This is a genomic window from Qipengyuania pacifica, from assembly GCF_019857205.1.
GTDB classification, from domain to species: domain Bacteria; phylum Pseudomonadota; class Alphaproteobacteria; order Sphingomonadales; family Sphingomonadaceae; genus Qipengyuania; species Qipengyuania pacifica.
The window spans coordinates 19,245-31,807 of sequence record NZ_JAHWXO010000016.1; the positions used below are offsets into that span (position 1 = coordinate 19,245).

The window sequence follows — 12,563 nt, forward strand, 5'->3', positions numbered from 1 at the left end:
TCGCTCGTTAGCCTTCATTGGTTAACACACGGGTCACGGTAGCAGCAAAATCAGCGAAAGGCGGTAATCCGTCCGCTATCGTCAAGAATATAAAGCGTGTTGTTTGCAACGACCGGCGCCAGCGATACCGGCTCCTTCAGGTCCGTGAATTCGGACGCTGCACCTTCGCCGGTGCTGATACGGTACACCTTGCCTTCGGAATTGACCGCCCACAGATTGTTGCCGGCAAGGACCGGACCGGACCAGAAGATCGGATCTTCCTTCTTCTTCTCGTTCCGCCAGCGCGGCAGCTGGGTCAGCCACCGCACCTTGCCGGTGGAGCGGGCAATCGCCAGCAGACGAGCATCGTCGGTAAGAGTGAACAGCCATTCGCCTGCGATGGCCGGCGTGGAAATGCCCGCGAGATTGAGCTCCCAGATCCGTTGCCCGCTGACCAGTTCATAGGCAGCCATCCGGCCACCCTGGCCAAGCGCATAGACGCGGCCGTTGTCGATGATCGGATCGGCATCGATGTCGGTTAGCGATCCGACCTGGGTCGAGATCGACGTGAGCGCCAGGGCATCCGCCCACAATGTACGGCCATTTTCGTAGCGGTGAGCGATGAGTTCGCCCGAGCTGTACCCGGCGATAACCGTACCTTGCCCTGCCGCAGGGGCGGCGACGCCGAAGACTCCGGCCTGAGTGGATGATCCCGATTCCTGCCACTGAACCTCGCCGTTCGTGGCGTTCAGGGCGAATATCTGGTTATCCTGCGTCATGACGAAGATGGAACCGAAGGCTACGGTTGGCGAACCGCGCAGCGGGCCGGACGGCTTGACCTTCCAGATTACCGAACCATCGGAGGCGTTCAGCGCGACCACATCGCCGACACCGTCGGTCATGTAGATCTTGCCGTCGTCGTAGCTTGCACCACCGCCGAATGCGGACGGTTTGAGATTATTGGCGACACCAGGATTATAGCCCCAGCGCCGCGCACCCGTCTGGGCGTCGAAAGCGGTCAGAGCGCCGTTCCCGCCGACCACGAACATCATGCCGTCACCGATTACCGGCGATGCGCCGAGACGACGGCGCTGACTGGCCCCTTCGACATTGACGCTGAAGAGCCGGCTTGGTGTATCGGCCAGCGCCAGATGCCCGTAAGATTTGGCCGCATTGCCCCCGGCCTGCGCCCAGGTTTCGTTGACCCGCGCAGGAGGAAGAACCACCGACACGTCCGCCAGCGCCGGATCTACCTTCGCGCCGGTTTCGATGCGCGAGAGGATCGGCTGGCGTTCACCCATCGTGGGCGTGACCTTCTTGCCGTCGCCGCCGCCGAAAAGCCCGCCGCTGCAAGCCCCGAGGCCGATGGCCAGTGCTGCGACAAGCGCGGTGCGCGAAATATTGCTGCAGTTCATCTGTTTCCTCGTTTCGTCAGTATTCGGCAAAGCCAGGGCGTTCCTATTCGGTTTCTACCGAGGGGCCGGCGCCTTCAGGATTATCGCGTCCGATTCCCTGAGCTTCGAGCAATGCATCGACATCTTCGATCGCATCGACGCCCAGAACTCCGGCCATCTGCCGCGCGCGCGAACGCGCTGATTCAGGGCTGTTTTCGTCTTTCGCGATCTGCGCGAACAAGGCACCCGCTTCGGCACGCTTTCCCTGATCGAGATAGGCGTGGGCTACCAGTTCGCCCGCACTCGCGAAGAACGCGTTGCCGGGTGTGGCCAGCGGTTTGAGCGTGGCGACGATGTCGGCGCTCGTCATCTTGTCGTAATTCAGCGTGACATCGCGCAGAGAAGCAAGCTCGCGCATTGCGGGCGGCGCCTTGTCGTTTGCAGCCACGCTTTTGAAAATGGTGGAAGCTTCCGCGGCATCGCCGCGCTGCTGGGCAATCCCCGCGCGCATCATTGCCGCGGCAACGCCTGCCCCGCTTTTGTCTGAAGCGGCCAGTTCCTCCAGCCGATCGTAAGCGGAATCGACATTGCCGGCCTGGACCTGATCCAGCGCCGCGACGAGAGCTTCGGAATTACGCTCCATCGCAGCTTCCTGTCGGCTCTGCCAGAAGAGGTAACCGCCGAACGCCAGAAGGCCGACGATCAGGAGTGCGAAAAGCGGCTTCCCCCACTTGCTGAGGAATTCTTCGGCGTCGCCCTGACGGACGGCATCGTCGACTTCGCGCATGAGCGCTTCCTGCTGGGCGTTATCCTGCTGGGCGCGCTTGTCTTGGCGGGTCAGTTGGTTCTTGGGTGTCAGGGCCACAGGGCCGGGCTCCATCTCGGTAGATATCGGTTTGCGCGGCTCTTTAAGGATAGGCGCGGACAAGGGCAATGGTCGCTAAAGCCTGTCCCCGCCCGGGTTAACCGCGGCTGAAACGCTTTAGAGATCAATTTTCATCGCACTGGAATACAGTCGACGATAGGTCGCGATCATCTTCGCTTCGTCGAATTCGGCTACAGCCTTGGTTCGATTGGCTTCTCCAACCTCTTTGCGCAGGTCTTTCGACCCAGCCAGCCTCGCCAGCGCCGTACCCAGTTCCTCCTCGTTTCCGGGACTGGCAATGAACTCGGCGTTTCTGTCGGAAACCATATTCGCAATATCGCCCACCGCGGGGGCAACAACGGGCAGTCCGGCCGCCATTGCTTCGACCACCGACAGCGGGAACTGCTCCGAATCGCTCGACAGTGCGAAGATGTCGAACAGCCCGACGACGCGTGCCGGATCCGAAACGGCGCCCGGCAGGTGGACCCGGTGATTGATCTGCAATCGATCGGCTTCGGCGAGGATGGCGTTGCGCGCCTCGCCCTCGCCAAGGATCACGAGATGCCAGTTTTCATCCAGTTCGGTAAAGATCCGCACCAGTCGCGGCAGGTTCTTGACCGTGCGCAATCCGGCCAGTGTACCGACCCAGAACTCCCCGGGATGCTTTATCAGACGGAGAGCGTCCTTCTTGGGTCGCATGGCGAAGGCTTTGGTATCGACCCCATTGGGGATGCGTTTCACCCTGCCGAGCGGCTGCTGCCAATCGACCAGCGCAATTTCTTCCAGTCGTTCGGAAGGAACGACCAGCCCCGACGCCTTGCCCAATGCGATGCGGCGATACCACGTCCTGCTTTTCTTGAGCTTTTTCAGCTCCGTTTCGTCAAAACCGTCCTCGTGGTGAATGAGCGGCGGAAGGCCATGCAGATCCTTGAACAGCGTGTGCGCCATGGCGGCATCCATCGCGCCCCAATTATACGTACAGACGAGATCGTAGCCCTTCATGGCCTTGGCCAGCTTCTGCAGCCGGCCCGGCAGGGGCCAACCCTTCAGGCTCGGAAATTCCGGCTGCATGCCGACTTCCAGACCTCGCGTGATCCGGTCCGCAGCGCCCTGCTCCGCCGGTTCGCCCGATACGATCGTGTGCCGCGCCTTCTTGCCCAGGGCATTGATCAACTGCACCGTGCGCAGTTCCTTGCCGCCGGGCGCAAAGGTGGAATGCAGGTGCAGGATATGCGGCACCGTGCCCGGTCGTGCCCGCGTCATGCGCAGCGCGCCAACAGAGCGTCGATCGCCGCACGTGCCTCGGGTTCGTCCAGCGTTGGCGCATGGCCGACGGCGGGAACCGTGGCAGCAATGGCGCCGGGTGCACGGCGCTGCATCTCTTCGAAGGCCTGTACCGACAAGAGCTGCGACAACTCGCCGCGCAACAGCGCCAATGGCCTGTCAGCCAGAACGCCGAATGCCGGCCACAGGTCCGGCGGAACCGCTGCTTCGTCCGCAGCCATGATCGGCTCTGCGATTTTCATATCGTAATCGAAGGCGATCCGGCCGTTGTTGCACAGCGTCAGCGTGCGCTTGGCCATGGCGATCCACTCTTCGGTTCCGTAGTCGGGAAAGGCATCGCCATGCACTTCCTCGAGCGCACGGGCCGCATGCATCCAGGTGGGGAAGCTGCGGCCCTGGCCGACATATGTCTTGATCGCATCGAGTCCTGCGGTTTCCAGCAAGGGCCCGACATCGTTTAATACCGCCCCCCTGATGCGATCGGGGTGGACCGCGGCCAGTGCCAATGTGATCAGCCCGCCCATCGATGTCCCGATCGACACGAAGCTGTCGATTTCTTCTGTATCGAGCAGGGCCAGAACGTCCAGCATGTAGGTGCCGACCTGATAGCTCTCCGGATCTTCGGCATAGTCGCTATCGCCGCGCCCCCGCATAGAAGGGACCAGCACACGCCAGCCCTGCCCCGCGATGTGCGGCGCAAGATCTTCGAAATCGCGCGCATTGCGCGTCAGGCCGTGCAGGCAGATCACCGGTGGGCGATTGCCGGCACTGCCATATTCCCGGAAATGCAGGGTGAGACCGTCGGCGCTCTGCCAGTGGCGGTCGGTAAAGCTTTTATCCATGTCTGGCGGCGAAAACCTTGGTGGCTTGTCTCAGGTGCCCTTGTAACAGATGGGCTTGCCGCCCACTATCGCTGCATGCGCGCCGAACCGCAAGCCGTGAGCTATCGCCCCGACACGCCGATCGAATCTTTGGCCGATTGGCTGGGTGATCCCGTCGCGCCTGCCGATTTCCCGAAAACCCGCCTGCGGTTTCGCAATGACCTGCATGCCGCAGGTGTCGGACTGGACGGGTTGACCGACGACCAGTGGCAAAATCATTTCGGACGGTTCGAGCCTCTGGCAGACAATCTCGCCCGTCCGCTGGCCCTGCGGTACCACGGCCACCAGTTTCGCGTGTACAATCCGGAAATCGGGGATGGCCGCGGTTTTCTGTTTGCACAGATGCGCGATGGAGAAAATCGCCTGCTCGATCTCGGCACCAAGGGATCGGGCCAGACACCGTGGAGCCGTGCAGGCGACGGGCGGCTCACCCTGAAAGGCGCGGTAAGGGAAATCCTCGCCACCGACATGCTCGAAGGTCTTGGCGTTTATACGTCCAAGACATTCAGCGTCGTGGAAACGGGCGAGGAATTGTGGCGCGGGGACGAACCCAGCCCGACGCGTTCAGCCGTCATGACTCGCCTCAGCCACGGTCATATCCGCATCGGCACCTTCCAGCGTCTGCTTGCCCTGGAAGAAGCCGAGCACATGGCACGGCTCGTCGATTATTGCCTCGAGCAGTTTCCCGGCCCTCCCCCGCCAGACGATGCTCCGGGCCGCGACGATCCATCGGTGCGCCTGATGCACCTGGTGGTCGAACGCATGGCCGATCTCGCCGCCAGCTGGATGGTGGCCGGCTTTGTCCACGGCGTGCTGAACACAGACAATATGAACATTTCGGGCGAAAGCTTCGACTATGGCCCATGGCGTTTCCTGTCCAAGTGGGATCCTAGCTTCACGGCCGCCTATTTCGATCATCAGGGCCTCTACGCTTTCGGGCGCCAGCCTGAAGCGCTTCATTGGAACTGCGGCCAGTTCGCCGTCGCCTTGCGCCTCCTTACCGATGCCCCGCCCCTGATCGCAGCGATGGAGCGCTTCGGTCCGCTCTACATGGAGGCAATCGGCAGACGCTGGTGCTGGCGACTGGGGCTGGAAAGCCGCGATGCCGAGGCCAACGCGGGCTTGGTGAATGCATGCGAAAAGAAGATGACCGGAAGCGGTATCGCGCCCGATCAATTCTTCTTCGATCATCGCGGCGGACGCAGCGCGACCGGCGCACTGGCCGAGATCATGCAAGGCTTCAAGCCGGTCGGCGACACCCATCCCTACTGGCATGGCGACGGCCCTGAATCGATGCTGATCGACGAGGTCGAAACCATCTGGGCAGCGATTGCCGAAAGCGATGAATGGGCACCCCTTCACGACAAGGTCGCCGCTCTTCGCCGGATGGGCGACGCGCATGGCGCCCCTCCGCTGCCCCAAGGCCACTTGCCACCCCAGGCCGACGACTTGAATTGACGCGGAGCCTGTTACCTCCCACTTAGGCCCCACTTCGCGCCCCCATAGAGGAAAACCACATCAAGATGGCGACCGACCTGGTCTCAACCGAACCCGCAACCGGCCGGGAAATCTGGCACGGACAATCCGGCAATGTCGATGAGACGGTCGAACGCGCGAGAGTGGCGATGCGCAGTTGGGCACGCGAACCTCTGGGTCGCAGGATCGAGCTCATGCGGCGGTTTGCCAATCAGGTTCGCAAGCATTCCGAAACATTTGCCGAACTCATCGCCCGTGAAACCGGCAAGCCGCTCTGGGAAGCGCGGACCGAAGTGGAAGCGGTCATCGGCAAGGTCGAAATCTCGGTTACCGCCTATGCGGAACGTACCGGCCAGAAAAAGCTCAATAGCGCGCTTCAGGGAACGGCGGCGCTACGCCACAAGCCGCATGGCGTGATGGCAGTTCTGGGACCCTACAATTTCCCGGCTCATCTGCCGAACGGACACATCATTCCCGCGCTGATTGCCGGCAATGTCGTGATTTTCAAACCGAGTGAAAAGACGCCCGCCGTGGGCGAATTCCTTACCCGCTGCTTCCACGAAGCCAAGGTGCCGGAAGATGTGATCCAGTGCATTCACGGCGGCGTCGAAGTTGGTCAGGGGCTCGTCGAACACTGGATGGTGGACGGTGTTCTGTTCACGGGTTCGGCCCGTGCGGGCATCGCCATCAACCGCAAGCTGGCTACGGACCCTGGCAAGATCGTCGCGCTAGAGATGGGCGGCAACAATCCCATCGTCATGCTCGACACGCCGAAGATCGAAGATGCTGCGGCCACGATCATCCAGTCGGCCTTCACCACGGCTGGCCAGCGCTGCACGGCTGCACGTCGGCTAATCGTCATCGATTCCATGTTCGACAAGATCGTGCCCGCGGTAAAGGAAATGGCGGAAAAGCTGATCGTCGACGAACCGTTTGCCGATCCCCAGCCCTTCATGGGCTGCGTGATCGACAATGGCACGGCCGATCTCCTTTCGGAAAGCTTCGTTGCGCTGATGAGCCGCGGTGGCCGCCCGATCATGCATATGAAAAGGCCTGACGAGAGCCTGCCGTTTCTTTCGCCGTCCATCCTGGACGCTACCGATATTCACGAACGGCCGGACATCGAACTGTTCGGGCCCTTGCTACAGGTCATTCGCGTCCCCGATTTCGAAGAAGCGATCAAGGAAGCCAACAACACGCGTTACGGGCTCTCGGCCTCGCTGATCGGCGGTCAGCCGGAAGATTTCGAGACATTCTGGAGCGAGATTCGCGCCGGGATCGTCAATTGGAATCGGCCGACCAACGGGGCTTCATCCGCAGCGCCCTTCGGCGGCGTTGGCTTGTCCGGCAATCATCGCCCGGCGGCATTCTACGCCGCAGATTATTGCGCCTATCCGGTCGCCAGCAATGAGATGGAACAACCGCGCGCCACTATCGGCGTGGGTCTCAGGAACGAGTGAGCCGTATCAGTTGGTGGTGACCAGGTCGATCTGGGTCACACCCTGCGGCAGCCGCTTGCCATAAATGACATAGGCGGCATCACCTTTCATTCCCGAAAGGATGTTGTCGCCTGCTGCCGTGACGTGTTCGGCGCTGTAACCGGCGCCCTTCGCGCGGGTGTAATAGAAGGCCAGAACCTCATCCAGCGCGACGGGGGTGAAGAACGACACGATGCGTAGGGCGCAGGCGCCCTCATCCGTTCCGGCAGCTTCCTGCGTATTGGCACGCGGATAGACCGGAAAAGCCGGCGGCAGCTTCGCTGCCCAGGCACTCGTGTAATTTACTTTCTCACCGCAATTTTCGCCGCCCGGAGCGACCGCTGCCTTGGCCGCGGCAACCATGGCCCGGCTCGGCGTAGCATTATTGCCAAGCGCCTTGGCCCCCGGTGCAAAAACCATATTGCTGCGCCCGCCAACCAGTTCGCCCGCACGATCGCGCGCAGCTTCCACGGCGCTGGCCGATTTGTCGATATTGGGAATCGCCGCGTTGCCCGTACCGGAAAGGGCGGCATTAGCCTCGTTGCGACCGGCCATATCGGGATCGGTCATCAGCTCGTCATTGAGCGCCTGTTCGCTGGCCGGGTCCATCGCATCGGCTTCGGCCTTGTCATTGCCCTTGTCACCGCACCCGGCGATGAGGACAAACGGCAGAACGGAGGCAAGCAGGCGACGTTTCATCAATGGACCTTTCGGCTTTAAAGCATTGACCGACTAACGCCTGAACCCGCACCCGTTCCAGTCCGATGCGGATGCATGCACCATTGCGGGACAGCCCGCCCCATGACGGAAAAGGGCGCCGCCCGCCCCCTTTTCGGGGTTCGGACGACGCCCTCACGGCTCGGTGGGAACCGTGGTTTCCGGCCACGGGTGGGCGCGACCGGAACTCGTGAAGTGGTTAGCCGCAGCGGGTGCTGGAGCGATCGATCGTACGGCCGAGCAGTGCGCCCGCCGCGCCGCCCAGAAGCGCACCGATGGTACGGTCACCGCGTCCGGCCACTTCGTGACCAAGCAGCGCGCCTACGCCAGCACCGACCAGCAGACCGGTGGTGCCATCGTCGCGGCGGCAATAATAGCGGTTGTCGTTACCGCGCCAGACGCGGGTGTTCGAACGAACGGGCTGGCCGTAATTGCGGTCGTAACCCATGTAATAGGGGCGCGACTGGTTGCCGCGATAGTGACGGTCACGATAGTCGCGGCCGCGATGATCGCGGTAGTCGCGGTCGCGATAACGGCGGTCGCGCTGGTGTTCGAACGTCATGTCGCCGGTCACGGCAGCATGCGCGTTAGGATTTGCATGGAGGGCCGGTGCAGCACTGGCTGGCATGGCGAATGCGAGGCCCGAAGCGGCAATGGCCATGGTGGCGGTCTTGAAAAGTTTCGACATGGCTTTTTCCTTTTCTCTTCCAACGGACGGAGGGGGGCTCCGGCGATGTCGTTAAGCTTTAAAGGGGTTAACCTGAACGGAATGCAACGCCGCAGTCAGATTTGAAATTTTCGACGAAGCGAGTTTCTGCCGGTGACGAATTGAGGCTTGCGGGCAATTTGCAAGCCGCCTAGCGCGGCCCGATGGATGCAGGTGGCCCTTCTCAGCATGACCGAATGGGTCTGGCAGCGGCGTTCGGCGCCTATATTATCTGGGGCTTCCTGCCGCTTTACCTGATTCTCGTGCAGACCGTGCCGGCGTTCGAATTCGTTGGTTGGCGCATTATCTGGACGTTGCCCCTCTGTCTGCTCATCGCACTGTTCCGAAAGCAGGGGGGCGAACTGCGCGCGGCGCTCGGTAATCGCCGCACGGTCGGCTGGCTCGCCCTCAGCGCGTCGCTGATCGCCGTAAACTGGGTGGTGTATGTCTGGGCGATCCAGACAGGCGAAGTCTATGCGGCAAGCCTTGGCTATTACATAAATCCGCTCGTCAACGTCCTGCTTGGCACCGCACTGCTCGGCGAACGGCTCACACGGCCGCAATGGCTCGCAGTCGGCATCGCAGCCGTCGGAGTATCGCTTCTCGCAGCCGGCGCAGTGACGACGCTATGGATCAGCCTCACTCTGGCCCTCACCTTCGGTACCTATGGCTTGATCCGGAAGCGCGTCGTGGTGGGATCGGTCCCCGGCCTGACGATCGAATCGCTTCTGCTCCTGCTCCCCTCGATCGGCGTCGTTTGGTATTACGCCCAGACGCAGGGTTCGTCCTTCGCGGTCTCGACCGAGCTGAGCCTTTCCATCATGCTGGGCGGCGTACTAACCGCCGTTCCTCTGCTGATGTTCGCAATCGCGGCTCGCAAGCTGCCCTATTCGATGCTCGGCTTCATCCAGTTCCTAGCTCCCAGTATCGTTTTCATCCTGGGGCTGACCGTCTTCGACAAGCCGCTTCATCCGGCTGAAATCGCCTGCTTCGCCTGCATCTGGCTGGCAGCGGCGATATTCGTCTGGGATCTGGTGGCGAGGTCTAGGAAACAAGCCGCCAGGCAAGTGTTTCCCCCGCGTTGAAGGGCACGATCGGCGCTGCTCCCCCGTCTACTTCGCGAGGGACATCGACCGGAGCCTTCTCCAGAGTGATGCGCTCCTCGTTTGGCGCCATGCCATAGAAGTTCGGCCCGTTCAGGCTGGCGAAGGCTTCGAAATTCCCGAGTGCATCTTCGTCGTCGAATACCTGAACGTAGCTTTCCAGTGCGAACGGGGCATTGAAAATGCCTGCGCAGCCACAGTCGCTTTCCTTGTCGTGACGGTGGTGCGGCGCACTGTCGGTACCGAGAAAGTACTTCGCCGACCCACTTGTCGCAGCACCGCGCAGCGCCAGCCTGTGCTGCTCGCGCTTCGCGACGGGCAGACAATACATATGCGGGCGAATGCCGCCGACCAGAATGTCGTTGCGATTGATGTGGAGGTGCTGCGGAGTGATCGTCGCAGCGACATTGGGGCCCGCGCTTTCGACGAAACTCACCGCCTGCATGGTAGTGATGTGTTCGAAGATCACCTTCAACTGCGGCAGCCGGTCCACCAGCGGCTGGAGGACGCGGTCAATGAACACCGCCTCCCGGTCGAAGATATCGATGTCCGGGGTGGTCACTTCGCCATGAACGCATAGCGGCATGCCGATCTCTGCCATCCGTTCGAGAACGCCCATGATATTGCGCACATCGGTCACCCCGTGCGCCGAATTGGTCGTCGCGCCTGCGGGATAGAGCTTGGCTGCGGTCAAGACGCCGTCCGCGTGGCCGCCAGCCAGATCGTCGGCGTCGGTTTCGTCGGTGAGATATGCGGTCATCAGCGGGGTGAAATCGGTGCCGTCGGGCACTGCATCCAGGATCCGCTCGCGGTATGCCGAAGCGAGCGCGGTGGTAGTCACCGGCGGGGCAAGGTTCGGCATCACGATCGCACGGGCGAACTGGCGGGCGGTATGCGGCACTACGGCACGCATCGTATCGCCATCGCGGAAATGCAGGTGCCAGTCGTCGGGGCGGCGGATTGTCAGCGATTCGACCATGTGGTTGCCTATGGCGGCGGGCGGCCTATCTGTCACCCATGACTGCCACTCGACTGATGAACCGTGCCGTGATCCGCCTGTCGACCGACGATGCGGAGGAAAACGTCGCGTCCTTCCTCCAGGGTCTCGTGACGAACGACATCGCCGGGACCCTTCCCGCCTATGCCGGTCTGCTGACGCCTCAGGGCAAGACCCTGTTCGACTTCATCGTATGGCCAGGTCCGGCAGGCGAATTGCTGATCGATTGCGAAGCGGGCGTGGCGGAGGATCTCGCAAAGCGTCTGTCGCTCTACCGTTTGCGTCGCAAGATCGCGATTGCCGTCGATCCGCATGTCGGTGTCCACTGGCGCCCGGAAATGGGCGATGGCGCGGCGACGGATCCGCGGCTGGGCGCACTCGGCCAGCGCTGGCTCGCTCCTGCAGAAGATAGCGATGAAGCCGCTGACGACGCCTGGCAGGCGCATCGCCTTGCCATGGGCGTGCCCGAAGGCAGCGCCGAACTTGGCGATATCCTCTGGCTCGAGACCAATGCCGTCGAACTCAACGGCGTCAGCTTTGCCAAGGGCTGCTACATTGGCCAGGAAAACACCGCGCGCATGAACTGGCGCAGCAAGGTGAACCGGCGGCTGGTGGTCGTTCCGCTGGATCAGTCGGATGAAAAGCGGCGCAAGGCAGAATATCCTGCGCACGGGCTTGCCGTCGATCATTTGCGCGTTGCCGATATCGACCCCGCGCTGGCCCCGGAATGGATGCGCCCCGGGCTCACCCCTGCGGAAGAGTAAGCTCCATCGAGCGGACCAGCATCCGCTCCGCCCTGTCGCGTGCGGCTGTTTCCGGAAGCCCCAGCGACCGCGACAGTGCAGTGCCGATCAGCGCATCGCCCATCGCCATCAGTACCAGCGCCAGCGTTTCTTCATGGACCTGCATCGGCGCCGCGCCATGAGCGGCCTCGCCCGGCGCGATTTCGTCGACCAGCTGGTGAATGGTTTCCACGATCGGCGTCAGCGCATCTTCATTGCCCGTCAGGATCATCCAGCTGGCCAGCGCGCCTGCGCCTTCCTTGTCGAAGGCATCGAATGCCAGATCGACCACTTCGCGCGGGCTGCCTAGCCCTGCCCGGCTCGCCCGCACGGCATCGATGATCGTGTCGCACACCGTGCCCGCCAGATGCCCCGCCAGCGCCTTCTGCAGGCCGGCGGCCGATCCGAAATGATGCAGCAGATTGGCATGGGTGCGGCCGATGCGGGCGCCCACCGCCTTCAGCGTGACCGATTGCGGGCCTGTTTCGATAAGCAGGCCCCGGGCCGCCTCCAGCGCGGCCAGGCGCGATTCTTCTGGAGAAAGTCGTTTACGCGTCGCCATATGTCCCACGAAGTATCCCATTCATCGCAAGTGGGAAACCCGTTAACCGCATGTTATTGACAGTAATGTCAGTAGGACTTACTTACATTCATGTCAGTTAACCCCACGGAGCTTTCCATGAACGCCCCCGTTTCCATTTCCCCCGACGTCCGCAATGCCGCGCCCACGCCGGAAGACCTTACCATCACCGTCCGCGACGAACGCTTCAATCGCGATTCGACACCGCGCAGGTGGTGGGCCGGCGATGCGTTCGGCACCGCCTGGCACAATGCCCTATCAGCCACCTTCCCTCGCGGCGAAGCCTTCTTCATCGAAGCGGTGAAGGCCCATCGCGACGGA

Annotated in this window: 13 protein-coding genes; 5 read left to right on the top strand and 8 right to left on the bottom strand. The window is 62.2% G+C overall.

Going from position 1 to position 12,563, the window contains the following annotated elements; all coding sequences use genetic code 11:
- Positions 1-50: 50 nt before the first annotated feature.
- From KYK83_RS16215 to KYK83_RS16230, 4 genes are all read right to left on the bottom strand, one after another.
- Positions 51-1,394: an outer membrane protein assembly factor BamB family protein gene (locus KYK83_RS16215; RefSeq protein ID WP_222829007.1), complete on the bottom strand. Its 1,344-nt coding sequence runs from the start codon at positions 1,392-1,394 to the stop codon at positions 51-53.
- A 43-nt stretch (positions 1,395-1,437) separates the two neighbouring features.
- A complete protein-coding gene (locus KYK83_RS16220; protein ID WP_222829008.1) occupies positions 1,438-2,238 on the bottom strand; it encodes a tetratricopeptide repeat protein in 801 nt (266 codons plus the stop codon).
- 117 nt (positions 2,239-2,355) lie between these two features.
- Positions 2,356-3,501: a glycosyltransferase family 4 protein gene (locus KYK83_RS16225; protein WP_222829009.1), complete on the bottom strand. Its 1,146-nt coding sequence runs from the start codon at positions 3,499-3,501 to the stop codon at positions 2,356-2,358.
- Positions 3,498-4,364 carry an alpha/beta fold hydrolase gene (locus KYK83_RS16230; protein WP_222829010.1) on the bottom strand — a complete coding sequence of 289 codons (867 nt, stop codon included), beginning with the start codon at positions 4,362-4,364 and terminating at the stop codon, positions 3,498-3,500. Before KYK83_RS16230 ends, KYK83_RS16225 begins: the two co-directional genes overlap by 4 nt.
- 75 nt (positions 4,365-4,439) lie before the next feature.
- Between KYK83_RS16230 and KYK83_RS16235 the strand changes: the two genes are divergently transcribed.
- On the top strand, positions 4,440-5,861 hold the full coding sequence (locus KYK83_RS16235) for a protein adenylyltransferase SelO family protein (RefSeq protein ID WP_222829011.1): 1,422 nt from the start codon (positions 4,440-4,442) through the stop codon (positions 5,859-5,861).
- 65 nt (positions 5,862-5,926) lie between these two features.
- The gene (gene astD, locus KYK83_RS16240) at positions 5,927-7,339 is read left to right on the top strand and encodes a succinylglutamate-semialdehyde dehydrogenase (RefSeq protein ID WP_222829012.1); all 1,413 of its coding nucleotides are present in this window, start codon (positions 5,927-5,929) and stop codon (positions 7,337-7,339) included.
- Between the two features lie 6 nt (positions 7,340-7,345).
- On the opposite strand, the gene KYK83_RS16245 is transcribed toward astD, so the two are convergent.
- Positions 7,346-8,056 carry a hypothetical protein gene (locus KYK83_RS16245; protein WP_222829013.1) on the bottom strand — a complete coding sequence of 237 codons (711 nt, stop codon included), beginning with the start codon at positions 8,054-8,056 and terminating at the stop codon, positions 7,346-7,348.
- 217 nt (positions 8,057-8,273) lie between these two features.
- A complete protein-coding gene (locus KYK83_RS16250) occupies positions 8,274-8,762 on the bottom strand; it encodes a glycine zipper 2TM domain-containing protein (protein ID WP_196845818.1) in 489 nt (162 codons plus the stop codon).
- Between the two features lie 215 nt (positions 8,763-8,977).
- Between KYK83_RS16250 and rarD the strand changes: the two genes are divergently transcribed.
- Positions 8,978-9,865, top strand: a complete 888-nt coding sequence (rarD, locus tag KYK83_RS16255) for an EamA family transporter RarD (RefSeq protein WP_248284527.1) — start codon at positions 8,978-8,980, stop codon at positions 9,863-9,865.
- Here rarD and pyrC read toward each other — a convergent pair.
- Positions 9,825-10,862 (bottom strand): dihydroorotase, encoded by a 1,038-nt coding sequence (pyrC, locus tag KYK83_RS16260; RefSeq protein ID WP_222829015.1) that lies wholly within the window; start codon positions 10,860-10,862, stop codon positions 9,825-9,827. The genes rarD and pyrC overlap by 41 nt on opposite strands.
- Positions 10,863-10,900: 38 nt before the next feature.
- Between pyrC and ygfZ the strand changes: the two genes are divergently transcribed.
- Positions 10,901-11,644, top strand: coding sequence for a CAF17-like 4Fe-4S cluster assembly/insertion protein YgfZ (gene ygfZ / locus KYK83_RS16265; protein WP_222829016.1), 744 nt, complete (start codon positions 10,901-10,903; stop codon positions 11,642-11,644).
- Here ygfZ and KYK83_RS16270 read toward each other — a convergent pair.
- Complete coding sequence (locus KYK83_RS16270; RefSeq protein WP_103024363.1) at positions 11,625-12,224, bottom strand: TetR/AcrR family transcriptional regulator; 600 nt, start codon at positions 12,222-12,224, stop codon at positions 11,625-11,627. The genes ygfZ and KYK83_RS16270 overlap by 20 nt on opposite strands.
- Before the next feature lie 117 nt (positions 12,225-12,341).
- Between KYK83_RS16270 and KYK83_RS16275 the strand changes: the two genes are divergently transcribed.
- A partial coding sequence (locus KYK83_RS16275) for a metal-dependent hydrolase (protein ID WP_222829017.1) occupies positions 12,342-12,563 on the top strand: 222 nt, incomplete at its 3' end.

What these genes read in the sequence shown, in the direction of transcription:
- KYK83_RS16215 (WP_222829007.1), bottom strand. Translation starts at nt 1,394, where the DNA reads ATGAACTGCAGCAATATTTCGCGCACCGCGCTTGTCGCAGCACTGGCC.
- KYK83_RS16225 (WP_222829009.1), bottom strand. Translation starts at nt 3,501, where the DNA reads ATGACGCGGGCACGACCGGGCACGGTGCCGCATATCCTGCACCTGCAT.
- KYK83_RS16230 (WP_222829010.1), bottom strand. Translation starts at nt 4,364, where the DNA reads ATGGATAAAAGCTTTACCGACCGCCACTGGCAGAGCGCCGACGGTCTC.
- KYK83_RS16235 (WP_222829011.1), top strand. Translation starts at nt 4,440, where the DNA reads ATGCGCGCCGAACCGCAAGCCGTGAGCTATCGCCCCGACACGCCGATC.
- astD (WP_222829012.1), top strand. Translation starts at nt 5,927, where the DNA reads ATGGCGACCGACCTGGTCTCAACCGAACCCGCAACCGGCCGGGAAATC.
- KYK83_RS16245 (WP_222829013.1), bottom strand. Translation starts at nt 8,056, where the DNA reads ATGAAACGTCGCCTGCTTGCCTCCGTTCTGCCGTTTGTCCTCATCGCC.
- KYK83_RS16250 (WP_196845818.1), bottom strand. Translation starts at nt 8,762, where the DNA reads ATGTCGAAACTTTTCAAGACCGCCACCATGGCCATTGCCGCTTCGGGC.
- rarD (WP_248284527.1), top strand. Translation starts at nt 8,978, where the DNA reads ATGGGTCTGGCAGCGGCGTTCGGCGCCTATATTATCTGGGGCTTCCTG.
- pyrC (WP_222829015.1), bottom strand. Translation starts at nt 10,862, where the DNA reads ATGGTCGAATCGCTGACAATCCGCCGCCCCGACGACTGGCACCTGCAT.
- ygfZ (WP_222829016.1), top strand. Translation starts at nt 10,901, where the DNA reads ATGACTGCCACTCGACTGATGAACCGTGCCGTGATCCGCCTGTCGACC.
- KYK83_RS16270 (WP_103024363.1), bottom strand. Translation starts at nt 12,224, where the DNA reads ATGGCGACGCGTAAACGACTTTCTCCAGAAGAATCGCGCCTGGCCGCG.